The 26,129-nt window shown below is 28.4% G+C and carries 20 protein-coding genes and 1 tRNA gene; 14 read left to right on the plus strand and 7 right to left on the minus strand.

What is annotated here, in order from left to right; genetic code table 11:
- The first annotated feature begins 133 nt into the window (after positions 1 to 133).
- On the plus strand, positions 134 to 1,015 hold the full coding sequence (locus tag ACQZHJ_RS00150) for a metallophosphoesterase (RefSeq protein WP_430483556.1): 882 nt from the start codon (positions 134 to 136) through the stop codon (positions 1,013 to 1,015).
- 204 nt (positions 1,016 to 1,219) lie between these two features.
- Here ACQZHJ_RS00150 and ACQZHJ_RS00155 read toward each other — a convergent pair whose 3' ends face one another.
- Positions 1,220 to 1,381: a hypothetical protein gene (locus ACQZHJ_RS00155; protein WP_430483557.1), complete on the minus strand. Its 162-nt coding sequence runs from the start codon at positions 1,379 to 1,381 to the stop codon at positions 1,220 to 1,222.
- A 224-nt stretch (positions 1,382 to 1,605) separates the two neighbouring features.
- Between ACQZHJ_RS00155 and addB the strand changes: the two genes are divergently transcribed.
- From addB to ACQZHJ_RS00170, 3 genes are all read left to right on the plus strand, one after another.
- Positions 1,606 to 5,082 carry a helicase-exonuclease AddAB subunit AddB gene (gene addB / locus ACQZHJ_RS00160; protein ID WP_430483558.1) on the plus strand — a complete coding sequence of 1,159 codons (3,477 nt, stop codon included), beginning with the start codon at positions 1,606 to 1,608 and terminating at the stop codon, positions 5,080 to 5,082.
- The gene (gene addA / locus ACQZHJ_RS00165) at positions 5,072 to 8,878 is read left to right on the plus strand and encodes a helicase-exonuclease AddAB subunit AddA (RefSeq protein WP_430483559.1); all 3,807 of its coding nucleotides are present in this window, start codon (positions 5,072 to 5,074) and stop codon (positions 8,876 to 8,878) included. Before addB ends, addA begins: the two co-directional genes overlap by 11 nt.
- Positions 8,879 to 9,048: 170 nt before the next feature.
- Complete coding sequence (locus ACQZHJ_RS00170; RefSeq protein ID WP_430483560.1) at positions 9,049 to 10,707, plus strand: GGDEF domain-containing protein; 1,659 nt, start codon at positions 9,049 to 9,051, stop codon at positions 10,705 to 10,707.
- Positions 10,708 to 10,752: 45 nt separating this feature from the next.
- Here ACQZHJ_RS00170 and ACQZHJ_RS00175 read toward each other — a convergent pair whose 3' ends face one another.
- Entirely contained in the window at positions 10,753 to 12,021 is a 1,269-nt protein-coding gene (locus tag ACQZHJ_RS00175) for a CCA tRNA nucleotidyltransferase (protein WP_430483561.1), read from the minus strand.
- A gap of 115 nt (positions 12,022 to 12,136) precedes the next feature.
- On the opposite strand from ACQZHJ_RS00175, the gene ACQZHJ_RS00180 reads away from it, so the two are divergent.
- Positions 12,137 to 13,129 carry a 3'-5' exoribonuclease YhaM family protein gene (locus tag ACQZHJ_RS00180; RefSeq protein ID WP_430486839.1) on the plus strand — a complete coding sequence of 331 codons (993 nt, stop codon included), beginning with the start codon at positions 12,137 to 12,139 and terminating at the stop codon, positions 13,127 to 13,129.
- A gap of 27 nt (positions 13,130 to 13,156) precedes the next feature.
- Here ACQZHJ_RS00180 and ACQZHJ_RS00185 read toward each other — a convergent pair whose 3' ends face one another.
- Positions 13,157 to 14,317 carry a L,D-transpeptidase gene (locus ACQZHJ_RS00185; protein ID WP_430483562.1) on the minus strand — a complete coding sequence of 387 codons (1,161 nt, stop codon included), beginning with the start codon at positions 14,315 to 14,317 and terminating at the stop codon, positions 13,157 to 13,159.
- Between the two features lie 196 nt (positions 14,318 to 14,513).
- On the opposite strand from ACQZHJ_RS00185, the gene pepT reads away from it, so the two are divergent.
- Positions 14,514 to 15,734 carry a peptidase T gene (gene pepT / locus ACQZHJ_RS00190; protein ID WP_430483563.1) on the plus strand — a complete coding sequence of 407 codons (1,221 nt, stop codon included), beginning with the start codon at positions 14,514 to 14,516 and terminating at the stop codon, positions 15,732 to 15,734.
- An 81-nt stretch (positions 15,735 to 15,815) separates the two neighbouring features.
- On the opposite strand, the gene ACQZHJ_RS00195 is transcribed toward pepT, so the two are convergent.
- Positions 15,816 to 16,691, minus strand: a complete 876-nt coding sequence (locus tag ACQZHJ_RS00195; RefSeq protein WP_430483565.1) for a DegV family protein — start codon at positions 16,689 to 16,691, stop codon at positions 15,816 to 15,818.
- Positions 16,692 to 16,879: 188 nt separating this feature from the next.
- Between ACQZHJ_RS00195 and ACQZHJ_RS00200 the strand changes: the two genes are divergently transcribed.
- Positions 16,880 to 16,956 (plus strand) — tRNA-Arg (locus ACQZHJ_RS00200).
- An 89-nt stretch (positions 16,957 to 17,045) separates the two neighbouring features.
- Here the strand turns inward: ACQZHJ_RS00200 and ACQZHJ_RS00205 are convergent.
- The 3 genes from ACQZHJ_RS00205 to ACQZHJ_RS00215 all read right to left on the minus strand — a co-directional run bounded on the left by ACQZHJ_RS00205 (position 17,046) and on the right by ACQZHJ_RS00215 (position 21,731).
- Positions 17,046 to 18,245, minus strand: a complete 1,200-nt coding sequence (locus ACQZHJ_RS00205) for a tyrosine-type recombinase/integrase (RefSeq protein ID WP_430483566.1) — start codon at positions 18,243 to 18,245, stop codon at positions 17,046 to 17,048.
- 2,258 nt (positions 18,246 to 20,503) lie between these two features.
- Positions 20,504 to 20,959, minus strand: a complete 456-nt coding sequence (locus ACQZHJ_RS00210; RefSeq protein ID WP_430483567.1) for an ImmA/IrrE family metallo-endopeptidase — start codon at positions 20,957 to 20,959, stop codon at positions 20,504 to 20,506.
- A 13-nt stretch (positions 20,960 to 20,972) separates the two neighbouring features.
- A complete protein-coding gene (locus tag ACQZHJ_RS00215) occupies positions 20,973 to 21,731 on the minus strand; it encodes a helix-turn-helix domain-containing protein (protein ID WP_430483568.1) in 759 nt (252 codons plus the stop codon).
- A gap of 147 nt (positions 21,732 to 21,878) precedes the next feature.
- Between ACQZHJ_RS00215 and ACQZHJ_RS00220 the strand changes: the two genes are divergently transcribed.
- The 7 genes from ACQZHJ_RS00220 (at position 21,879) to ACQZHJ_RS00250 (ending at position 26,075) form a co-directional block, all read left to right on the plus strand.
- Entirely contained in the window at positions 21,879 to 22,073 is a 195-nt protein-coding gene (locus ACQZHJ_RS00220; protein WP_430483569.1) for a helix-turn-helix transcriptional regulator, read from the plus strand.
- Positions 22,074 to 22,281: 208 nt separating this feature from the next.
- A complete protein-coding gene (locus tag ACQZHJ_RS00225; RefSeq protein ID WP_197925882.1) occupies positions 22,282 to 22,506 on the plus strand; it encodes a DNA-binding protein in 225 nt (74 codons plus the stop codon).
- 127 nt (positions 22,507 to 22,633) lie between these two features.
- The gene (locus ACQZHJ_RS00230; protein ID WP_430486840.1) at positions 22,634 to 23,560 is read left to right on the plus strand and encodes a helix-turn-helix domain-containing protein; all 927 of its coding nucleotides are present in this window, start codon (positions 22,634 to 22,636) and stop codon (positions 23,558 to 23,560) included.
- Between the two features lie 15 nt (positions 23,561 to 23,575).
- Positions 23,576 to 24,880: a DnaB-like helicase C-terminal domain-containing protein gene (locus ACQZHJ_RS00235; protein WP_430483570.1), complete on the plus strand. Its 1,305-nt coding sequence runs from the start codon at positions 23,576 to 23,578 to the stop codon at positions 24,878 to 24,880.
- Between the two features lie 410 nt (positions 24,881 to 25,290).
- On the plus strand, positions 25,291 to 25,716 hold the full coding sequence (locus tag ACQZHJ_RS00240) for a hypothetical protein (RefSeq protein WP_430483571.1): 426 nt from the start codon (positions 25,291 to 25,293) through the stop codon (positions 25,714 to 25,716).
- Positions 25,717 to 25,738: 22 nt separating this feature from the next.
- Entirely contained in the window at positions 25,739 to 25,939 is a 201-nt protein-coding gene (locus tag ACQZHJ_RS00245) for a hypothetical protein (protein ID WP_430483572.1), read from the plus strand.
- On the plus strand, positions 25,932 to 26,075 hold the full coding sequence (locus ACQZHJ_RS00250) for a hypothetical protein (RefSeq protein ID WP_163236136.1): 144 nt from the start codon (positions 25,932 to 25,934) through the stop codon (positions 26,073 to 26,075). The genes ACQZHJ_RS00245 and ACQZHJ_RS00250 overlap by 8 nt, the downstream gene beginning before the upstream one ends.
- Positions 26,076 to 26,129 lie beyond the last annotated feature (54 nt).

Consider the following 26,129-nt stretch of genomic DNA (forward strand, 5'->3'; position numbering starts at 1 on the left):
TACGATATTATACCATTATTTGTATTAATAGTAATAAATTTAAAGAAGATTGAATTTATATATAGGTTATGAATGTAGCTATAGTAATAATAGACTCATAGTATGATAATAAATAATTTTGTATGGAGTTATTATGAGGATTGAGAAATTAAATGAATTAAAGAATAGTTCTAAGAGAATACTTTTTAATAATGATTCTAAGCTTGTATTTTTTAGTGATTGTCATAGAGGGGATGGAACCTATAAAGATAGTTTAGCTCCAAATATAAATATTTATCTTACTGCTTTAAGATATTATTATAAGAATAAGTTCACTTACGTAGAAGTAGGTGATGGAGATGAATTATGGAAGTTTAATGATATTCAAGAAATATATAATATGAATCATGATATTTATGAAGTCTTAGAAGAATTTAAAAATAAAAAAAGATTATATATGCTTTATGGGAATCATGATAAAGATAAAAGTAAATTAAGATTTTTAAGAAGAAATAAAAAAAGAAATAGACTAAACCATACTGCAGCTGATTTTTATAGCACTTTGGAGGTATATGAATCCTTAGTTTTTGTTCATGAAGAAAGTGGAAGAGATTTCTTCACCTTACATGGACATCAAATAGATTTCCTAAATAATGAGTTGGATGGTTTGGCTAAGTTCTTAGTTAGATATGTTTGGGCAATATTAGAAGCTTTTATGGGATTTAAAGATCCAATAAGTCCTGCTAAAAGTAATAATAAACAGGATAAATTTGATGAGAAAATAAGTAGTTGGGCAGAAGAAAATAATACTAGAGTTATTTTAGGACATACTCATAAAACTTTATTTCCTAAAGATAAAAATGAATCAACTTATTTTAATATAGGATGTTGTGTTTTGCCTAGAACTGTTACAGCACTTGAAATTGAAAATGGAAAAATAGCTTTGGTTAAGTGGATAATTAAAGCTGATGATAAAGGTTCACTTTTTATTGGAAGAGAGATAATAGGTGAACCTGTAGATATAAAAAACTATTAATACTTTTAAATAAGAGTAGAGATATTTCTATATAGGGTAACATAAACCTTTTGAAAAATTAAATTAGAGATGGATATATAGATAGAAATTAGTACTCATTTGAATAAAGAAAGAACTCTAATGTTATACACAGAAACATTAGAGTTTTCTTAATATCTGTTGATAATTTAAGTTTTTATGTGAATAAGTTTTACTTAAAAGATTCTACTTATTTTTCCCCTTAGCTTTCATCTCATTAGAATGAGCTTTTTTCTCTTTTTCTTCTCTTTCTTGTCTTTCAAGGAAGCATGCCATTGGATTACCAAGGTTAGTTTCTATCTCAGATGTTGAGTCCATTATTTTTTTGAATGTATCGCCTATGTTCATTTAAAACACCCCTCTTAAACCAATAATAAAATATTAGTTTATCTTATAAAATTTATAGATTTCACCATTATTATATAATGTATTGTAATCTATTTCTATAATAAAATACACTTTATAATTTTTTTGCCATATTGCTATTTAAAAGGTATAAATAAGTATAAAATGTTATTATAAGAGGTAATAATTTGGAAATATATAAATAAAAATTTCAAGGAGTTGAAGCCATGGGATTAAGAATCATTTATGGAAGAGCAGGTACTGGAAAAAGTACCTTTTGTATAAATCAAATAAAGAAAAAAATAAATAATTCACCAGATAATAAATTAATATTAATTGTTCCAGAGCAATTTACTTTTCAAACTGAAAATAGAATGCTTGAAGCAATTGGAGAAAAATATGTATTAAATGCTGAGGTACTTAGTTTTAAAAGGCTAGCTTACAAAGTTTTTAATGAGTGTGGAGGAATAACTCAAAGTTTAATGAGTGATGCTGGGAAGAGTATGCTTGTTTTTAAGGTTCTTGAGGATTTATCAGATGATATGACTGTCTTTAAGAATGCATCTAAACAAAAAGGATTTATAGATATAGCATCAAAAACAATAACTGAGTTTAAGAAATATAACGTTAATAATGAGGTTTTAGATTTAACCTTAGAGCAAATAGAAGATCCTAACTTAAAGATGAAGATGGAAGAACTTAAGGATATATTTAATGAATTTAACTCAAAGCTTCATGAAGGACATATTGATGGGGAAGATCAATTAATGCTTTTAAATGAAAAGCTTGATGGTTGTTCACTTTTAGATGGAGCAGAAATTTGGATAGATGAGTTTACTACATTTACTCCAAGTCAGTTAAGCATAATAGGAAAACTTCTTAAAAAGGCTAAGACAGTTAATATAACTCTATCAATGGATGATACTACATCTTTAAAAGGAGAAAGTGATCTTTTTGCAGTAACTAAAAATACTGAAAAGAGACTTATGAAATTAATAGAAGAAGAAGGTATAGCCTTTAAGGGATATATAGATTTAAATGAAGATATTCCTTATAGATTCAAAGAAAACAAAGAGTTTCAACATATAGAGAAACAGCTTTATGCTTATCCATTTAAACAGTACAGAGGAAAGAATGAAAGTCTAAGACTTTATAGAGCTAACAATAACTATGATGAGATTGAATTTGTGGCGAAGGATATTCTTAGACTAGTTAGAGATAAGGATTATAGATTTAAGGATATTTCAATCATATGTAGGAATGTAGATGGATATGAGAAAGTTATTTCAGCAATATTTGAGGAGTATGAAATTCCTTATTATATAGACAAAAAGATTGATATAGCAAGTAATCCCTTAATAGTTTTTATGAATTCAGCAGTAGATATAGTAACTAAGAATTGGACCTATGAAAATGTATTTAAATATCTTAAAACAGGTTTAATAAAAGAGTTTAGTGGATTAAATGGTGTTGAACTTATAGATGAGCTTGAAAATTATGTCCTTGCTTACGGAATAAAGGGGAAGAAGTGGATGGAAGAATGGACGAATTATAGTTCAAGTATATTAAAGGAAGAAGAAATTAGCGAAGAACAAAAAATGGCCTTAGCTAGATTAAATGATATAAGAGAAAATATAGTAGAACCATTAGAAGAGTTTTATGAAGAGTGTAAAGGGGAAAAAACTTTAAGAGAGTTTGCTATAAATTTATATGAGTTCTTAGATGAGAAATTAAACATAATGGATACTATAGATGATTATGTAGATTATTTTAAAGAGAAGGAAATGGCTGTAAAGGCCAAAGAATATTCAGAAGTTAGAGATATATTTATTGATGTTTTAGAGCAAGCAGTGGATGTTTTAGGTCATGAAAAAATGGATTTAAATGATTTTATGAAAGTTTTAAACATTGGATTATCTCAGTATGAAATGGGATTAATTCCTGTTGCTTTAGATCAAGTAAATATAGGTGATATAACAAGAATAAAAAGTAGAGGAGCTAAGGCTCTTTATATAATTGGAGTTAATGATGGGGTACTCCCTTCAGCAAATAGTGAAGAGGGAATTCTTTCTGATAATGATAGAGAAATTTTATTTGAAAAAGGGATATCATTAGCTTCAGATACAAGAACAAAGATGTTTGAGGAGCAGTTCTTAGTTTATACAGCCTTCACAATAGCTGAAGATTACTTAGTTGTAACATATCCTTTAGCAGACTTTGAAGGGAAATCACAAAGACCTTCTATAATAATTCATAGGCTTAAAAAGATACTTCCTAATGTTAAGGAAGAGAGCGAAGGATTTAAGGTTATAAATGACAAGTATGAGAAGGTATCAGCTCAGATTCCAACTTTAAATGAACTTATGATTGCTATTAGAAGAAATTATGAAAATCTAGATATTGAAGATTACTGGAAGTATGTTTATGATTGGTTCTTAAATGAAGAAAAGTGGAAAGAAAAGATTGAGTATGTTAAAAAAGGACTTGAGTATACAAATGCTTCAAAAGGTATTTCGAAAGATAAAGCTAAGAAGCTTTATGAGGATAAAAATCAAAATATATCACTAAGTGTTTCAAGGTTAGAAAGATATGCTCAGTGTCCATTTGCTTATTACATTCAATATGGATTAAAAGCCAAGGATAGAAAGATATATGAATTCACAGCGCCAGACCTTGGAAGCTTTATGCATGAGATTCTAGATGAATTTACTAATGAAGTTAAGGAAGATGGGTTAAAGTGGAGTGATTTAAGTCATGAGAAGTGTAGAACTATAATTAATGGATTAGTTGATAATCAAGTTAAGAATAATAAATCATCAATCTTAAATAGTTCTAAGAGATACTCTTATTTTACAGATAGATTTAAGAGAATACTTACTAAGTCAGTTATGGTCATAAGTGAGCAAATGAAGAGAAGTGACTTTGAGGTTTATAAAAATGAATTAGCCTTTGGATTTAGTAAGGATGTAAATTCAATAAAATTAGACCTTCCTTCAGGAGAAAGTTTTTATCTAAATGGAAGAGTAGATAGAGTAGATAAGCTAAATTTAGAGGGTGAAACATATTTAAGGATTATAGACTACAAAACAGGATCTAAGAAGTTTGATTTAAATAAGTTTTATAATGGCTTACAAATGCAGTTATTAGTTTATTTAGATGCTCTTATAAATAACTCTGAAAGTATAGTTGAAACGCAAGCTATGCCAGGAGCTATTCTTTACTTCAGAATAGATGACCCAATATTAAAATCAAAGGGTGATTTAACAGAAGAGGAAATAAAAGAAGAAATTTTAAAGGAGCTTAAGCTAGATGGATTAATACTAGATGATGTTAAGGTAGTTAAGGCAATGGATAATACTCTAGAGTCAGGAACACACTCTTTAATAATACCTGCAAACATAAAGAAAGCAGGAGATTTAGGAAAGAGTAAAGCATTAATAACTATGGCACAATTTGAACTCTTAAGAAAGTATGTAAATGAAAAGATGGTTGATTTATGCCAAGACATGATAGATGGAAAGATAGACATAGAACCATGTAAGGAAAATAAAAATATTGTTTGTGAATATTGTAATTACTCACATATATGTCAGTTTGATTCAAGCTTAGAAGACAATAAATATAAAGTAATAGCTAAGAAAAAGGATGAGGAGTTGTGGAAAAGTATATATGACAAAGTAGGTGGTGAAGTAGATGGCAACTAAGTGGACGAAAGAACAAGAATTAGCTATAAACACTAGAAAGTGTAATCTTCTAGTAGCAGCGGCAGCAGGCTCTGGTAAGACTGCTGTATTAGTTGAAAGAATAATAAAGATGATAACAGATGGTGAAAATCCTGTTGATATAGATAAACTATTAGTTGTTACATTTACTAATGCTGCAGCTTCAGAGATGAGAGAAAGAATTGGGGATGCGATTTCTAAGGCTTTAGAAAAAGATCCAAGTTCTGAAATACTTCAAAGACAGTTAGCACTTTTAAATAGAGCTAGTATAACAACTATGCATTCATTTTGTTTAGAAGTCATAAAGAATAACTTTCACCTTATAGACCTAGATCCAGGTTTTAGAATAGGAGATCAAACAGAGTGTGAACTTATAAAGCAAGATATATTAGCTGACCTTTTTGAAGATATGTATGCTAAAGAGGATGAATGCTTCTTAGACCTTGTAGAAGCTTATGGTGGAAGTAAAAGTGATGATAATTTAAATAGTATAATATTTAAATTTTATAACTTTATAATGAGTGGACCTTGGCCAGAAAACTGGTTAAAAGAAAAGGTTGAAGAGTTTAATGTTACTTCAGTAGCTGAACTTGAAAATAAGAAATGGATAGCTATTTTAAAAGAAAGTATAGCTTTAGAATTAGATAATGCTTATTCAATGCTTACACAGGCTAGGGAGATAGCTGAATTAGGTGGAGGATTAGAACCTTACTTAGTAAATATAGAGCCTGAAATATCACAATTAGAGGTTTTAAGAAGTGACTTAAATAAAAGCATAGTTGAATTTTACCATACTCTTATGGGAGCTACTTTTGGGAGACTTAAATCTATTAGAAAAACTAGTGTAGATGATGAAAAAGCTTTAGAAAAAACAAAAAATCTTAGAAATGACAGTAAGAAGATTGTTGAAAATATAAGAGATAAAGTATTTCAAACATCATTAGATGATGCAGTAATAGGAATGCAAAAGATGTATCCTTTAATGAAATGTTTAAGTGATATAGTTATTGAATTTTCTAATAGATATAGAGATAAGAAAAGAGAAAAAGACATATTAGATTTTAATGATCTTGAGCATTTATGTTTAGAGATTTTAATAAATAAGGATGAAAAGGGAAATGTTACTCCTTCACAGGTAGCTCTAGAATTTAGAGATAAGTTTGAAGAGGTTCTTGTTGATGAGTACCAAGACAGTAATACAATTCAAGAAACTATAGTAGGAATGGTTTCAAGAAGAGATGTTGATAAGCCTAATGTGTTCATGGTTGGAGATGTTAAACAAAGTATATATAAATTTAGACAGGCAAATCCAGAGTTGTTTTTAGATAAATATAATAACTATAGTGAGGAAGAGTCTTTAAGTAGAAAAATAATGCTGTATAAGAATTTTAGAAGTAGAAAAGAAGTTATAGATGGAGTAAACTACATCTTCCAAACTCTTATGAGCACTTCAGTTGGTGAACTTGAGTATGATGAAAAGGAAGCATTAAACCTTGGAGCTTCATATAATCCTTTAAGTGAAGAAAATGTTGAAGAGGAGTATGTTGATGAGTTATCAAATTTAAAGGCTTCTGGAGATATAGAATTACATGTTTTAAATAAGGCTGGGACAAAAGAGTTTGAATTTGAGGATGGAGATGATGAATCTCAAGAAGAGGAAGAAGATTTAGACTCTATTCAACTGGAGGCTAGAATAATAGGAAAAAGAATAAAAGAGCTTATGAATCCTAGTGATGGAACGTCTTACATGGTTTTTGATAAGGACTTAGGAAAGTATAGAAAGATTAAGTTTAAGGATATAGTAATCTTACTTAGGGCAACTAAGAACTGGGCTGAAACATTTGTTGATGAACTTGGTACAGAGGGAATTCCAGTTTATGCAGATACAGGAACAGGATACTTCCAAACTATTGAGATAAGAACAATAATGGCCTTACTTCACATAATAGATAACCCAATGCAGGATATTTATATATTATCAGCTTTACGTTCTCCTATATTCTCATTCTCTTCAGAAGAGTTTGCTGATTTAAGACTTTTAAGCAAGGATAAATATTTCTATGAAATAATAAAAGAAGTTGCATCAGGTGAGCATAAAGATGCTATATCAGAGGAGCTAAAAGATAAATGTGAGTATTTCTTAGAATCATTAAAGAGATGGAGAGAAAAGGCTGCATATACTCCTATAGATGAATTCATATGGTATTTATATTCTGATACTTCATACTATGGATATGTTGGAACAATGCCAAATGGGGTGCAACGTCAAGCAAACTTAAGAATACTATTCCAAAGAGCAAAGCAGTATGAATCAACAAGCTTTAAAGGATTATTCAACTTTATAAACTTTATAAATAAGCTTAGAAAATCTTCAGGTGATATGGGAAGTGCAAAAATATTGGGAGAGAATGAAGATGTTGTAAGAATAATGAGTATTCATAAGAGTAAAGGGCTTGAGTTCCCAGTTGTTATTTTAGGGGGAACAGGTAAGCAATTTAACAAGATGGATTTAAGAGAGGATATTCTTCTTCATGAAACTTTAGGGATAGGAACAAATTGCATAGATGTTAAAAAGAGAATAAAATATGATACTCTTCAAAAGCATGCAATAAAGAAAAAGTGTGAGTTAGAAGTTTTATCAGAAGAAATGAGAATACTTTATGTTGCATTTACTAGGGCCAAGGAAAAATTAATAATAACAGGATCAGTTTCGGACCTAGAAAAGTCTTGTGAAAATTGGTGTAAGGCAGGAGCAGCTACAGAAACTTCAAGAATAAATCCAGGTAATGTTTTAAAGGGAAAGAGCTATTTAGATTGGATAGGAATGGCGCTTACAAAGCATAAAGATGGTGATGCTATAAGGCATATTGGAAGTGGAGATATAAGAATAAACGATGAGGATATTTCAAACTGGAGCTTTAAGGCATGGGAAAGAAATGAACTTATAAGTAGTGGAGAAGTATCTATAGAAAAAGAACATATAGATATATTTAATAGTGAAGAGTGGATAGCTTCTAAGAAGGAGATAAAGGATGTCATAGACATAAGAAATAGACTTGGATTTAAATATAAGTATATTGAATCTTGTAACATTCCTTCAAATATTTCTGTAACGGAGATAAAGAGAGTAGAGCAAGAAGAAATAATACCTGCGGAATTTAACCTTATAGAAGAAGATAAGAAAGAAAAAGAAAGGATAAAGAGAAAACCTAAATTTATGGAAGAAAAAGAAGAGGAATTCTCTGCTGCTAAAAAAGGTACTATAACTCACTTTGCTATGCAGCATATAAATTTAGATAAAGTAACTTATATAAATGAGATAAAAGAAGAGCTTGAACTTATGGTTCAGAAAGAGCTTTTAACAGAAGAGGAAAGTAAAGTTGTTAATGTATTTAAAATACAGAAATTCTTTAAAAGTAATTTAGGACAGAGAATGTTAGATGCTCATAAATCTAGAAGAAAAGTTTACAGAGAACTTCCATTCATAACTGAGATTCCAAGCACAAGAATAAATAAGGAACTTGATAAAAAACTTTACAAGGATGAAAAACTTAGACTTCAAGGTATAATAGATGCATTCTTTGAAGAGGAAGATGGATACGTACTTTTAGATTATAAAACTGATTACGTAGAAGAAGGAAAAGAGCAAGAATTTTTAGATAAATATAGAGTTCAAATAGAGCTATATTCTGATACATTAAAGAAAATTTTGGGCGAGGATATAAAAGAAGCATATCTATACTCATTCTATTTAGAAAAAGATTTAAAAATAAAATAAAAATGTATATAACAAGCAAGATTAGTATAAATCTAATTTTGCTTGTTTTTTTTGTATAATAATATAATAAATTCAAATTGTTAAAAATGTTTAAAAAACTTTAGAAAAGAGAGAAAATATTGGGAATTTATTGTAAAATAAGGTTATATCTAGTATGAAAAGGTGGATTTATGAGTGGATATAGTAAATTATGTGAGGAATTTAAGATTTATGTTTTAAATCGATTTAATAATAATTGGAAAGAATCATCCGATTATTGTGAATATTTAATATCTGAGGTTTTAGAAGTGGACAATCTAGAATCTAGGGGTATAATTTGTTTTACTTTATGTTATTTAAATAGGTATATGTGTGATTATGAAAAAACTAAAAAATATGCTGAAGAGGCTGAGGAGTTATTATCAAAACTATTTTATGATGAATTACTTATAGATGTATATGGAATTATGGCTACGTTTAATAATAAAAAAGGATATTATAAGCTTACCTTTCAATATGCATATAAGGCATTAAAAATAGCACAGAAACTTTATGATGAAACAAATTTAGATAAATATAGAGATGAATTAGTTGTTATTAATATTTTCATGGCAGGAGTATGCTTTAAGCTAGGCGTGAATAATATTGGTGAATTTTATTTTAATGAATCTATGGCTTTAAAGGGTGATAGTCACATAGAAAGATGTGATATGTATTCAAATCTATATAATTATATGTATAGAAAAAATGAATTTAAAGATGCTAAAATTTATGCGGAAAAATGTTTTGAATTATCAAAAAAGGTACGTGGCGCAATTCCGAATGAGCATTTGATAGATTGTATTTGTCCTATAATTAAATGTGATATAGCTTTAAATAATTTAGAAGATGCATTTAAAAATTTAGATTATATTAAAGACATATCTAAAGTTAGTAATGGGAAAATATACTACTTATATGGCGATTTATATTCAAAATTAGATAATAAAGCTCTAGCAAATGAGAATTATATTAAAGCTTTTAAATTATATGCAAAGGATGGGATATATTCAAAAGTATTGAGCATATTAAAAAAGATAATAAGCTATTACAAAGATATTAATGATACAAATAATGAATTAGAATACAGAAGATTATTTATGCAATTTAGTGAAAAATTAAATACTGTAGAAGAAGATTATATGATGATAGATTGTGTAAGCAAATTTCATACAGAAAGAGCTTTGTTAGAAAAAGAAAGAATTATAAATGAACAACAGCTTGCTTATAGTAAAGATATAGAGAACTTAGCATATAAGCTTATAACTACAGTTGATGAGTTAAATGTTGTACAAAATCAAGTTAATGAAAAAAATAAAACAATAAAGGTAATAGCTGAAAGATTAAGTAGAGATACTATGACAGGAATCTATAATAAAGAGTATATTTTAAAAAAAATAAATGAAATAGATAAAAATAATAATGAGTTTTTCATAGCAATGTTAGATTTAGATAATTATAAGAGAATAAATGATAAATATGGGCATATTTTTGGTGATAAAGTTTTAAAGGAAGTTGCTTGGAGTATTCAAAATGAACTTAGAGATGGAGAGTTTTTAGGTCGTTTTGGAGGAGAAGAATTTATTATTGTTTATAAAGAAAAAAGATTAGATTATGTTCTAAGAAGTGCAGAACGTATAAGAAATAACATAGAAAATTTAAAATGGCAAAATGGAGCAAAAGTAACCATCAGTATAGGTGTTGCAAAAAATAATATAAATAGAAAAAATAGTTACTTACAAACAATAAAAAAGGCTGATAAAAATTTATATGAAGCAAAGCATAGAGGAAAAAATATGGTTTGTATTTAAACTAAAAACAAGGATATATCAAGCAAATCTTGATATATCCTTGTTTTATTTATATGAAGAGAATTGTTTACTAAGGTTAATGAGATTTTCTTTAGTATTTAATTCTGGTGTTTGAAGTACATTTTCAAGTAAAAAGTTTAGGATAATTCCAATTTCTTTACCTGATTTTAGATTAAGTTCGTTTATAAGATCAGAGCCTGTTATTGCTAGGTCTTTTATAAATATAGGTTCACCAGAGCTAAGAATATCAGAAACTCTATCTTCTAAAATATCAATATACTCAGTATCATACTCATCCATATATGATAGATAAGCTTTTTCTAAAGCTAGTAAATCAAAGATGTTTTCTTTTCCAACTTCATTTATAAGTACTTTAAGTTTCTTTCTAGTCATTGTTGATGAAATTCTATTTAAATTCTCAATAAGATTACAAGCATTATTTATTGTATTATTATCATATTTAATTTTTTTTAGAATTACTCTTCCTTTTTCTGAGGCATTTTGTGAATTATAAACCTTGTGAAATAAACCAGCTAATCTAACATGGAGTTTCATAGGCAATTTATTTATTAATCCATATGAGTCATGAACGTCATCATAAGAATCATAACAATTTACGGTTTTTAGTTCATTGAATTCATGAATTAATAAATCAGAAAAGCCAAGTCTTCTAAGAATCATAAGACCTTTATCAGCATCATCGCTTAATATTATTTTGGAAAATTCATTTTGGATTCTCTCCATGCTTATATTTTTAATTAACTTAAAGTTTTTCTTTATTGATTCAAGAGTCTCTTTTTCTATTTTAAAATTCAGTTGACAACTAAATCTTATGGCTCTAAGCATTCTTAATGCATCTTCAGAAAAGCGTTTATCAGGTTCTCCAACACATTTAATAAGTTTTCTTTTGATATCGCCTTTACCGTCAAAGAAATCTTTGAAACCTATATAAGGACTATAAGCCATAGCATTTATAGTAAAATCCCTTCTAGAAAGATCCTCTTCGATATTAGAGACAAACTGTACATCTTTAGGTTTTCTATTATCTATATATTCACCATCAATTCTGTATGTAGTAACCTCATAAGGGGTTTTATTTATCAAAACAGTTACTGTACCATGTTTTATACCAGTAGGAATTGTTTTATCAAAAAGTTCTTCAATTTTTTCAGGTAAAGCATTTGTTGTAATATCATAATCTTGTGGATGTTTGTTCAATAAAGAATCTCTTACACAACCACCAACTATAAATGCTTCAAAGCCGTTTTCGTTAAATTTGTCTAAGATATATTGAACATTATTAGGTAAATTCATACAACCCACCTCCTTATAGGTTATTTTATCAATTAATATAAAATTTAGCTATAAATTAAATGGTTATTTGTTTACAAAAAATAATATTATGTAATAATTAGAATAGAGATTATAGATAGAAAGAAAGGATAGACTTATGGAAATACCGGTAAAAAAAATAGGTGAATTCGTTAAAGGAGAAAGAGTCGAAGGTTTTTTTCTTTTAAAATCAATTACTTTAAAGACTACAAATTCAAATGGTAAAAAGTATTTAGACTTAGTTTTAAGTGATAAAACTGGTGATATTTTAGGAAAGATATGGGAGATAAAATCTGAACATGAGGAGCTAAAAGCTAACACTATACTTAAGGTTGTTGGAACAGTCAATGCATGGCAAGGAACACTTCAACTTAAAGTTGAGCAAATCAGAGAGACTACGGAAGATGATGAAATAAATGTAGATGATTATGTTCAAAGTGCACCATACAGTGGTGATGAAATGATAAAAGTTATTAAAAATGTTGTTGATAACATGAGTAATCAGGATATAAAAAATATACTTAATCGTATTTTAGAAACAAACAATGATAAACTTAAGTATTATCCAGCAGCAAAGTCAAATCATCATTCAATAAAAGGTGGACTTTTATATCACATAACAACAATGCTTAAATTAGCAGAAAGTATATGCTCAGTATATGATTTCTTAAATAAAGACTTAGTTTATGCAGGAGTTATACTTCACGATATAGCTAAAATAAAAGAAATGTCATCTAATGAGCTTGGAATAGTAGATGAATATACTTTAGAGGGAACATTACTTGGACATATTACTCAGGGAATAAAAGAAATAGAGGTTATAGGTATAGAAGTAAATGCAGATAAGAAAATTATAATGTTACTTCAACATATGGTTCTATCACACCATTATGAACCTGAATATGGAAGTCCTGTAAAGCCACTTATACCAGAGGCTGAAATGCTTCATTATTTAGATGTTATGGATGCTAGAATGTATGACATGAGAAAAGCTGTGAATGAAACCAAAGAAAATGAATTTTCAGAAAGAATTTGGTCATTAGATAGCAGAAGAATTTATAATCATGGAATAATAGATAAGAATAATTAAAAAAGTCAGCTCTTACGAGCTGACTTTTTAGTATATAATTATTTTTGATCCATTTTGAACATTATCATACATCCACTTAGAATCTTCGACAGCAAGTCTTATACAACCATGAGAAGCTGGTTCTCCTAAAGTTGGATCAGATACTGTCTCAGCATCTGCTTCAAATGGTATTGAGTGGAATAGGTAGTTCCCCATAAATTGAACATAATATTTACCACCTTGACCATACTTAGGAGAGAAGAACCATGGTGCTCTATTTTGCACAGAAAATACACCAACTGGAGTTTCTTTGCCTTCTATTCCTGTTGAACAGTCAAAAGTCTTTTCTAAAGTCCAATTATTTTCGGAGCCTTCATAAACGTAGGTTTTTTGTTCTGCTATGCTAACAAAGACTAAATGATTACTTCCACTATTTATATCAAATTCATTGATTGTATCAGGAGTAAGTTTATTGTAGTATGCTGAAACTGGTGCTGTTCTAGATGTAGCCATATCTATTTTTTCTTTACTGTAATTTTCCAAATGAACTATTCTAAGTTTTTCTAGTTCTTCTTTTTTATCTTCTAAAACTGAATCAGAAGGTAGGGTTTTCATTTCTTCATTTAAATATTCTAGTCCTTTTGAGTATTTTTCGTTAGCAATATACTCATCAATAGTTTCTAAAATAGGTTTTCTTATTTCTGATAAACAAGTTTCCTCTTTTTTTACTGCATCACTCTTTAAGTTAGATAAAACACTAACACTTCTAAAATAATTTAAGGCTTCAAGTGGATTACCATCATTTAATTTAGTAACTCCAATATTATAAGATTCTTTTGAACTTTTTATCAGTGGAAGTGTATTTTTAAAATTTTCAATTTCATTAGTTTCTAAATCTAAAGAAAGTAAATTGTTTAATTGATTTATTGCATCGTCTTCTTTTAATTTTCCTGAAGAATAAGCATCTTCTATGTATTTTAATTTATTTGAAACTGATTTTTCTGAAGAATTTATAAACGAGTCTTTTAATGGATTATTAGTAGAACCTTTTTTAAAATATATTAGAGCTGAAGTATAATCACTGCTTTCTAATGCTTTATTAAATTTATCAAAATTGATTTTGTAAGAAATACTAAAATACCCTATTAAAATTATTATTACTGCTGTCACTGCTGACAAGATTGGGATTAGAATTTTTTTGTTTTTCATTTGCTTCTCCTAGTTTAAAATAGTTTATATTTTAATATTAGACAAAAATACCAACATTAAACATTATATTCGATTTCTTTTCTTATATAAATAGTATATTGTATTTTTTATAACAAACAGTCATAATATTAATATAAAAGAAATCGTATTAATAAAATATTAACATTTTAAAAGAGATAATAAGGTGGTGTTGAGCATGAAGAAAATTCATGAAAGATTTTTAGAATATGTAAAAGTAGATACTAAATCAGATGAAACAACAAGAGTTACTCCTAGTACTAAGGGACAATTAGAATTAGGAAAAATTCTTGCTGAAGAATTAAAAGCAATTGGTGTAGATGAAGTTAAAATAAGTGAATATGGATATGTTTATGCAACATTAAAAGCTAATTGTGATAAGGAAATTCCTACTATAGGATTTATTTCACATATGGATACAGCTCCAGATATGAGTGGAAAAAATGTTAATCCTAAAATAGTTAAAAATTATGATGGAAAAGAAATCGAATTAGGAAATGGGTTTGTTTTATCACCAGAATTTTCACCAGAACTTCCAATGTATAAGGGAGAAACATTAATAACTACAGATGGTACAACTCTTTTAGGCGCTGATGATAAAGCTGGGATAGCTGAAATAATGACTGCTGTAGAATATTTAGTAAATCATCCAGAAATAAAGCATGGTGAAATTAAAATAGGATTTACTCCTGATGAAGAAATTGGAGAAGGAGCAGATCACTTTGATGTTGAGGAATTTGGTGCTGACTTTGCTTACACTTTAGATGGTGGAAGAAGAGGAGAATTAGAATATGAAAACTTTAATGCAGCAGGTGCTAAAGTTGAAGTTATAGGTAAAAATGTTCATCCAGGAAGTGCAAAAGGAAAAATGATAAATTCAATCCTTGTTGCCCATGAGTTTGTTGGAATGTTACCTTTAGATGAAGTTCCAGAAAAAACTGAAGGATATGAAGGATTCTCACATTTAATGGACATAAAAGGAACCGTTGAAAAAACTGATTTAGCTTTCATAATAAGAGATTTTGATAAAGATGGTTTTGAGAATAGAAAAGCTAGATTTACTAAAATAGCTGAGGAGTTAAACAAAAAATATGGTGAAGGTACTGTAATTTTAACATTAAAGGATCAATACATGAACATGAAAGAAATGGTTGAGCCTCAGATGCACATAGTTGAAACTGCTGAGAAAGCTATGAAAGAGTGCGGTGTAGAGCCAATAAGGAAACCTATAAGAGGTGGTACTGATGGTGCTAGATTATCCTTTATGGGATTACCAACACCAAATATATTTACAGGTGGAGAGAATTTCCATGGAAGATTTGAATATGTTTCAATTCAATCAATGGAAAAAGCAGTTGAAGTTATATTAAATATAATAAAAATATACACTGGAAAATAATTTTAAAAAATTCTGGTTGCCTTCGGCAACCAGAAATAAAAAGGTAAGGATAAACAAAAAATATCCTTACCTTTTTGTGTTTTAAGGTTCTTTAGTATCACCTAAAAAGAATAATGCTAATGTACCTATTCCAGTATGAGCACCTATAACTATTCCTATATAATCTATGATGATGTTTTTCACATTATAATTTTCTTTAATCATTGAAGCTAATGTTTCAGCATCTTCAATACAATCACTATGAGCTATAAAAATTGTTTGTTCCTCTGGGTTAATAACATGCTTTTCAAAAAGTTGATAAAGACTTTTTATTGATTTTTTTCTTCCTTTTGCCTTTGCAAAATTATGAAGTTCTCCTTTATCATTTGTATAAAGCATAGGCTTTATATTAAGTAAACTACCTAAAGCAGCTGCTGTAGGTGAGATTCTTCCACCTCTTTTCAAATGATCTAAATTATCTACAGTGAAAAAGTGGCAAACTTTATTTTTGTTTTCTTCAACCCAAGAAGATATTTCATCTATTGATTTACCTTCTTTTTTCATTATACCTGCATAATAAGCTAGAACACCTTCTCCTAAACAAGCAGCTCTTGTATCTATTATTCTAATATCAGCTTCAGGGTATCTTTCTAAAATTTCTTCACGAGCCATTAATGAACTATTATAAGTTCCACTTAAAGCTGATGAAAAAGCAAGATATAAAATTGAATAACCTTCTTTAACATACTTTTCGAAGGCTTCTACAAATCTATATGCATTAATTTGGCTTGTTGATGGCATTACGCCTTCTCTTAATTTATTATAAAAATCTTTGTGAGTTAGTTCTCTACTAAAATTATCTACGTATTCTTTATTATTAATATTACAAATAAGTCCTATATGTTTTATATCTAAATCTTCAATAATATCTTTTGATAAATCACTTGCTGAATCTGTAAATATAACAAATTTGCTCAAATCACTTTCCTCCTTTTCTTATTTATTTCTATACTAACTAAGTATAATATTTAATGTGAAAAATAGCTAGTTACTAAAATAATTATGATTAATAGGGTAAATGTATTAATAAAATGACTTAGGTATGGTAATAATGTGTAATACCTTGATTTGTTGATTAATATATGATATTATTAATCTGTTAATATGCGGTGGTAGCTCAGCTGGATAGAGTAGTCGGCTACGAACCGATTGGTCGGGGGTTCGAATCCTCTCCGCCGCACCAATTTCAAGGGTTACAAGGTTTTTTGTAGCCCTTATTTTTTTAGAAATTGTGCAATAGGTGTGCAATAGAAATTAAAAATATAATTTTCATTATAAATTAAATAAAAAATTAAGCTTATCAATAGCCTTATCTTTTGTATCTTTCATGACATGAGTATATATATTTAGAGTAGTTGATATATTACTATGACCTAAAAGAGATTGAACTGTTTTAGGTGGTATTCCATTTTCAAATAATCTAGTAGCAAAGGTATGTCTTAAGTCATGGAACCTAAAATCATTTAAGTTACATTTCTTCAATACTCTTTTAAAACTTTTTCTTACATTACTTTCACTTAAATAGTTTCCTTGTGGTGTTGAGAATACTAAATTATTATCAAAATAAATATCAATATTAGAATCTCTTTCAATCATTTGTTTTTTTCTATGTTCAAGTAGTAAATTTATTAAGTTATTATTTAATGGAACAGTTCTAATTGAATTTTTAGTTTTGGGTGGCTGCTCTATAACAGTAAATTCTCTATTTCCTTTATTATCAATTATATAGGTACTCTTAAGAGCTTTATTAATATTTATATAGTTCTCTTTTAGGTTTATATCTGTCCATCTAAGAGCCAGTATTTCTCCAAGTCTTAAACCAGTTCCCAAAGCTAATATATAAAGCATACCATTTTTATTATTAATACATTCTTTCATGAATATTTGTTGTTCATCTAAAGTAAATACATTAATACTATCTTTTGAGCTTTCTGACCCTTTAGGAAGTGTTACAATAGTACAATAGTTCTTAACAACATATCCTTCTTTTAATGCTTGATTAAGACAAGATTTTAAACATTTATTTATTGTTTTTATAGTTGATGGACTTTTTCCCTCTTCTGCTACTAAGGAATTATAATAAGCTTGAATATGATGTGTTCTTAAGTCTGTAAGCTTTATATTACCTATTGAAGAGGATTCTATATAATTTCTATAAAGTCCCTCATATCTTTCAAAACTTGAAGGTTTTAAGTCATGTATTCTATAAGTAAATAACCAAGTATAAAACCATTTACTTAATGTGATCTTATCATCTGTAGGTAATAAGCCTCTATTATTATCAACATAGAAAGCTTTCATTTTGTCTGATACTTCTTTTTTAGTTTTACCAGTAAATGATTTTCTCTTTGGTGTTCCATTTTCATTATATCCAATAGTAAGCTGACCTCTAAATTTACCATTAGACATTTTATATATGGTACCTTGACCGTTTCCTTTAGCTTTTGGTTTTCCTTTCTTTGTAGTTTCCATTGTATATACCTCCTTGATATTAATAGTTGTGGTAGAGTATTTAATTGTTTAACATTTTGCTGATGTTAGCAATATGATTTAAATATTGATATACGGATATTTAGACAAAATTTAATTTGTTTAAAAGTATAATTTAGTTATTGTACTATTTGCAACAACTAAAAGAAGAGGTTAAAAGCAATTCTAAGAACGAACATACATTCGTTTAAATTAGCTAAATAACAGGCTTCCACAGTTTTTGGGGTACCTAAATAATGTTTTCGCTGATTAGAGTTTGTTCACTTAAATATTAAAGGGTATAGTCATTTAGTACATATCCTTTAATGTTAAGTAAATAATCTTTCGCACATAAGTGTGCGACAATAGAGTATATAATCCACTATGATTAGCAAACATAGCAACACTTAATAATTAAGGTTAGCTATTATACAACGCCAAGCTAAGGGGTATCGCCATTTTAGGATAGACCTTATAAATAATCAAGTTGAAGATTTGATATACTTTCTAAGGGTAACAGAATGTAATTTTGCATACTGGTATTGAAGTATATAAATTATTATGTCTTTTTAAGGTGTTCAAAAAGTTCAATATATTAATATTAAGAGTTAGTCATTGAATGACCAACATTTAGTATTCGGAGTTTTCGGAGTCCTTAAAAAGGGATTTAAGCAATATATAGAGTTTTAGTATCTACAGTTTTTACAGTCCCTAAAAATGAGTATTGCGAGTTTTGCGAGGTCCTAAAAAAGAGAGATAAAATTACTTTCTTTAGGATCACCGATAATATCGGGTAAGCTAATGCAATTATTCTTTGCAGCAGCTATAAAAGTCAGTAAAGTTAATTGACCGAGATTATTAATTTAACTTTAAAAAGGACTTTTAAAGCTAATATTAATGACAATAGGTTCCCTACTTTCAGTGGGTAAGCTTATATTTGTATAAGTATTCGGCACTTTCGGCACCCCTAAAAAGGATATAAAGAATAAGAAAAAGTTCCTACCCTCTTCTAAAGGGTAGTGAATAATATTAACGACCCTTCAATAAATAAAAAATTAACCTTAATATTTGCTAAGTGGTTAGTAATCATTATTAGACACATTGCAAAGGGAGCTTCCAAAATAGAAGTCCCTATAAAGGGGTCGTGAAACACGACGGCTTTTATTAAACTCACTATATAAATAGGTCAGCGGATTTTTCCGCTTACCTCATAAGCCTTCTAATAATTCTTATAATATAAAGTGTTTAATGCTTTGAGGAAGTTTTACTAAACGCAAAATTGCGTTCAGCGTTCCTATATGATAAAGTGCTTAATGCTCCATGGATAGGATTAATGTTCTTAACATTATTAATTTAAAAGTTACTGGTGAAGAGGTGGCGGAAAAGTCCACAACCCTCAAATATAACTTTTAATAAATCAGAGGTCGGTACGGATTTCGTACTAAGCTTGTCAGCAACCCTTAAAATATAGTTTTTAAGTTTAAAATAGGCGTCCTAAAATTTGAGGACACTTTAAATTAATGTAGGTTTCCTCCACAAGAGGGGGAAAGTGCAAAATTCGCACTATCAAAATAAATAATTAGATAATCGTAAATCGCTATTATCTAATAAATTACATTCGCCATAAGTGGTGAAATTTAAATTTAAATTCGCAACAAGTTGAGAAAACGCAAAAATGCTTTCTCACAAAAGTGTGTGAAAACTTTCTCCAACAAGTTGGCGAAGATCAACCAAGATAATTTTATCTTGGTTAATCTTTATGGAGCTAATGAGCCAAGGGAATTTTCCCTTGGGCTAAAAAATATTATGTTGTGGTACTGGGCTACAAAATGAGCTTAGTTAAAATATCATTCCTATTGAAAGTGGGAAGAGGTGAGCCAAGTTTTCGGCTGACCTAAGATTCTAAGTTACTCCTGGACACTTAGAAATATATTAGGGTTCTTGTAAAGAACTTTTAAATCCAAAAAAACAATCGTTAATAACGATTCACTTATTATCTTTAAGTATAAAATAGGTATCTTCAAATTTGAGGACACCTTAAAACACTAAGTCGAAATTTAGTCTTAGTTTAATATTATAAGCTTCCCCAACTTATTGGGGAAGTCCAGTCCAAAAGTGGATTGAGCTAAAGTCGGAATTACCGATTTTAAAATTAATATTATGAGAAGCGATTCCAAAAGTGGATTCGTTTAATAATTTGATTGCAGCGCCAAATATGGCGCTTAAAGTAACGAATGTATGTTCTTTAATGTGGTTAAAAATTAGAACATTCTACATACTCCAAATCTAGGCAGAAAATAAACTATATATCCGTCAATTTCATATCTAGCACCATATTTGCATTTAAAATATTCTATAGATTCATCTAAATATTCTTTTGTAACTCCTAAGAAGTCAGCAACTTCATAAGCATTTTTACAGTTATTATTAAAGGCATTTATTAGACCAATAATACCAACTGATTTTTCATATCCCCAACGCCTTGCGATAATTTCTTGTTTACGGTTATTTATCTCTTTTTGATTACTTATATCTCCAAGAGTTTTATGGAAGTGTCCTAGCTCCTCAGCTAAGACACAAGCTTTTTCTTTACTGGATAGTTTTTTATCTATTGCAATTCTCTTACCACAACAACGCCCTTTTCTAGTTTTTAAATCAAGTTCTTTAACAATTATTCCGAGCTTATCAGCTTCTCTTAATAATTCTTCGTAACTCATATTTACTCCTTTGTTATTTCCATATATCCTCATCATTCATTAAGTCATCGTCATGTTTATATTCCTCTTCTGTAAAGTTTCCGTCTTTATCATGTGAAGCTATAGGCATAAGATATTCTTTTCCTTCTTCTTCCCATATTTGTTTTTCTTTTTTAGGAAGAGGAGTAATATTAGTTTCTTTTTCTTCTTTTAAATCCTCTATAGTAAGATTTAATGCTCCAGTTAATCCTTTATCATTCCAAATATCATTAACTTTATTTAATAAAGTATTATTATTAAGACCTACAAAATAATTTGTTATTATGTTTAAATCATTATCAATAATCACTCTTGTAAATGATTTTTTTGTCTCTGGGAAAATTAATTTTTTTACAACAATTTCTTCATTGTTCATTTTCTTTGAAAGTCGTTTATTTATTATCTTGTTTGCTAATGAATCTAGAAACAAAATTAATTCAGTAACTTCTTCTAATGTTAATCCCTTTATATCATTCCATTTTAAATCAGTATCATCAGATATTTTTATATCAATTAAATTAAGTAATGGAACTAAACAAGGAATTGAATTTTTTACTAAGTCTTTAGGGAATAAATCTATAGTTTCTATGTCGAAAAAATTAGCTATTGAATTTAATGTGGAGTAATTAGGAATTCTAATATCTCTTTCATATTGAGAAACTGCTTGCTCTGTAACTCCTAGAAAATTAGCTAAATCTTTTATGGTATTTTTCTTTGAAAGCCTTAATTCTCTTATCTTTTCACCTAATGTCATTATAATCACCTCAATATTATTATATATTCTTTTTGAAAAAAATTAAACATTAAACGTTAAAATTTTAGTTTTTATGTTGACATTTAAATTTTTAAAAGCTAAAATTAGTTTGTAAACAATAAACGTTTAAAGTTTGGAGGGGAGAATATGAATAAGTTAAAGATTGAAAGAATTAAAAGAAATATAAAACAAAAACAATTAGCAAAAACTTTAGGAATAACACAACAGCATTTATATAGGATTGAAAAAGGAGATGTAGACTTAAAGAAAAGTCTAATGTTAAAGATAGCAGCAGCACTAGACACAACAGTACAAGAACTATTCTTTTCAGATGAAGAATAATTAAGGTGTTACTAATTGTCACTTTAAAAATACATATCTTAAAATTCAAATCAATTAAATAGGACAAGTTAATTCCATTAATGTTCAGTCTTATTATTTTGCACATACAAATCAAAAGTATTACATAGGGAGGAAACTATGGAGGAATATTTAGAAGTACTTATTCGAGTTTTAAAAGAGCTTGAAGAATAGAAGGGAGAGAAAAACAATGATTAACATTTCAGAGAGGATGAAAGAGCATAACGAACTTGTTAAGAAGAGGACTTTATCAATTAAAGAGTGGGCAGAGGTAGAAGGTATTTCATACAACCAAGCTTTAAAGTTTACTCATATTAAAGACTTTCCAATAATCAAGTTAGGAAGAGAAAGAAGAGTTGTAGTATCAAGATTGGATAAGTGGTTTGAGGATCATATAGGAACAGAGGTGATTTAATATGAGCTTTAAATTATTTAAGAAGTATTTAGAGTTATGCAGAGAAACAGGAAAAGAACCTAACTGGAAAGACTTAAATACATTTAGAGGTATATTTGCTTAAGATGAAGAGGAGGTGCTTAGATTGGTGGATAAGGAGGTGTTAAATGGTAATGTTAATGCTTTGATGTTGAGTAATAGAATTGTTTTTAATAACATTTCAATAGATTTAGACAGAGTTGAAAAGATGGTTTTAATATCTTTAGTTAATCATAATAATTGGAAAAATGGAATATGTAATCCGTCAATTAAAACTATACAAGATGAATGGTTTTATAAAAGTGATAGAGAAGTTATTAAATCATTAAAAAGTTTAAGAGAAAAAAATATAATTTCTAAGCAGACAATTAAAAGAAGAAATTATTATAAATTAAACATAGCATTAATATTAAAAGATTACCTACAAAATGAAGGTAACCCACAAAATGTAGGTAACCTACAAAATGAGGGTGATAATATCCCACAAAATGTAGGTAATGATTACCCACAAAATGAGGGTACTAACAATGAAAGAACAATGAAAGAACAATTAAATATATATAGTTCAAATGATGAAGATAATATATCTTATTTTGAAAGAATTAATAAAGAAATAGATGACTTAGAAAATGAAATTAATAATAAATATGATAAAGATTTAGTTATTAAAGAAAAAGAGAAACTTAAAGACAAAAACTTATGTACTTTAGATTTACTTAAAGAGCTTAAGAAAAGGTTAGATAAGAATAATAAAAAATCTAATAAAGAAAAAATATATATGGACTTAACTTTTATAGATGATGTTATAGACAAAGTGAAAATTACTAAAGAACAATATGATACTTTAGTAAATAAATTTGGTAAAGAGTTAGTCAATAAGCAAATATTAGATTTAGACAATTATATAGTTAATGGTAAAGGTAATAAATATAAAGACCATTATAGAGCTATTAATGTTTGGTGTAAGAAAAATAATATTATTAATAAACCAAAAGAAGAACCCAAAAGAAGGCAAACAAATTTAGATGATTTATAGAAAGGAGCAATAAACATGGAGAATAAACAATTATTATATTCTTTAGAATCAGAAGAGGCTATATTAGGAACAGTTACAGCTAATAACAAATATATGCTTAAAGTTATTGGAGAAATAGAGGAAAATGACTTTTACAACACTAAGAATCAAATGATTTATAAAGCTATAAGTGAGCTATATAGAAAGAATATATCTTTTGATGTAGTTGTATTATCAGAGAAGTTAAGTAATGAGATTAAGAGTGGAGCAATAACACTTACAGATATAGCAGAGAAAACAAGTCGTATTGACTATGGAACACTATCAAGCCATGTAAATATAGTTAAAGAGAAAAGTCGTGAGAGAGAGCTTGTAATGGCTTGTCAAAGGGTTATTAGTAGCGAGGGGAATGTTAATAGTAAAGTGGACTTCTTACAAAATAAACTTTTAGAAGTTAACCAGGTAAACAGAAAAAATAAAGTCATGGGTATTGGTGATGTTATGTATAACACTTTGAGTGAGATAGAATCAGCTTATAATAGCAAAACTGGTATTCGTGGTTTTAAGACTGGAATACAAAGTGTAGATAAGATTACAAATGGACTTAATAAAAAAGATTTTATAGTCTTTGGAGCTAGACCAAGCATGGGGAAAACAGCCTTTTCACTTGCAATATTAAATAATATAAAAGCTAATGTACTTTACATACAATTAGATATGAGTACAGAGGGAATGGGACAAAGATTATTAGCAATGAATAGTGGTATAGAAAATACAATACTAGCAAGAGGGAAACTTAATGATAATGAATGGAATAAGCTAACCGATACATTTAATTATATTGCAGCTAAGAAGAAAAATATCTTTATCTATGAGCCTTCATCAATAACAATAGGTGAAATAAGATTAGTTGCTAAAGAAGTTCAATTAAAGCATGGATTAGATGTAATCATAATAGATCATATAGGGAAGATAACTCCAACAACTAAAGGGAGCAGATATGAACAAATGAATATTGTGTCTAATGAGCTTAAAGCAATAGCAAAGGATTTAAATGTTGCTATGGTTGGTTTATGTCAATTATCAAGAGGAACAGAGCAAAGGTCAGATAAAAGACCTCTTCTAAGCGATTTAAGAGACACAGGCTCCATTGAACAGGACGCTGATGTTATTGGTCTACTTTATAGAGAGGGCTATTACAAGGCTAGAGAAGAGGGAACAAATATAAAAGATGATGTGCTAGAAGTTAACTTTGCTAAAAATAGAAGTGGAAGAACTGGAGCTATCTATTTTGATTATAACTTACCAACTCAAAAATTAACTGAAAAGTTTGGAAAATAATTTAATATAGGAGTGCAATATGGAATTAAAAGAAAAAATTAAATTAATTGCTATACTCTATAAAAAATCAGACAAGAAAACAAAAATCTTAGTTGGTGTTTTAATGATTGGAAAAAGTAATAATAAATAGATTTTAATTTACATATTTCAAGGAGGATAGTGGCTCGTATAAGCACTTATTAAAATTTAACCTATGTCCACATTAAATAATAGACAAGACTCTTCTATGAGGCGAATAAGTGGGTAAAAACACTATAAGAAATATAAAGTATAAAAAAAGACTAATGTAAAGATACATACATTAGTCTAAGGGTTAACATGATAACCTAGAATCTCGCAAATTCAAGGTATCATGTTAGCTCCAATAAATCAAGAGGTAAACATAAGAAATATTGGAGGAATTTTTAAACGTGAGTACAGTTAGAACAATAAACGGATTTAATTTTTATTTTGAAACACTAGATTTTCAAGGAGATAATAAGAAGTTTTATATTACTCTTCATGCTGATAGTTCTTTCAGAAGTTTTGATATAGTAATAAACAGAAGATGGATAAATAAAGTTGGCTTTGAAGAGGCTATGAAGTATGTAAGTAATTTTTGGGATAATCCTAAAAAAGCAACTAAGAAAACATTAGGAGATTTATGGAGAATAGATTTGAAACTTAAATATTACAGATATAAAGCATTAGAGAATGAGTGCAAGAAGATAATTGAATCAATAGGTAATATAGAAGATAAGATTTTAGAGGGATTTAAAAAGTTAAATGCTATTGGACAAGTTAGAGCATTAGAACTTTTTGAGGAGTTAATGGAAAAAAATAAATATAGAGCATAGGGAATTGAGAGGTAAATATAATATGAGAAATGCAATAGATAATATTACAAGAGGATTAAGCAATATTGAATTAAGAGATACATTAGATTGTGTGGTTATGGCTTTACCAAACACTCAAAATCAAATTGTGAAAGCTAGTGGAGTTATGGAAGTTGTAAAGCTAGAGGAAGAGGCTAAGGCTAAAATAAGAGCATTAAAGATGAAGAGGGTGTCAAATGAGTAAGATAATTATAAGCTACCAAACAGTTGAGGAAAGAGAGCAGATCATTAAAGCTTTATCAACTGGTGTTAAGATAAAGAAGATTAGTAAGCCTTATAGAAAAGGACTTTATAAGAGAATATATATTGATATAGAATAGGTTACCACCAAAAAAGGAGTAACCTAATATTAAGGGGTTCGACATTAAGTCGAG

Origin of the sequence: Clostridium sp. B9 (genome assembly GCF_050509515.1) — a bacterium.
In the GTDB taxonomy this organism is placed as follows: Bacteria; Bacillota; Clostridia; order Clostridiales; family Clostridiaceae; genus Sarcina.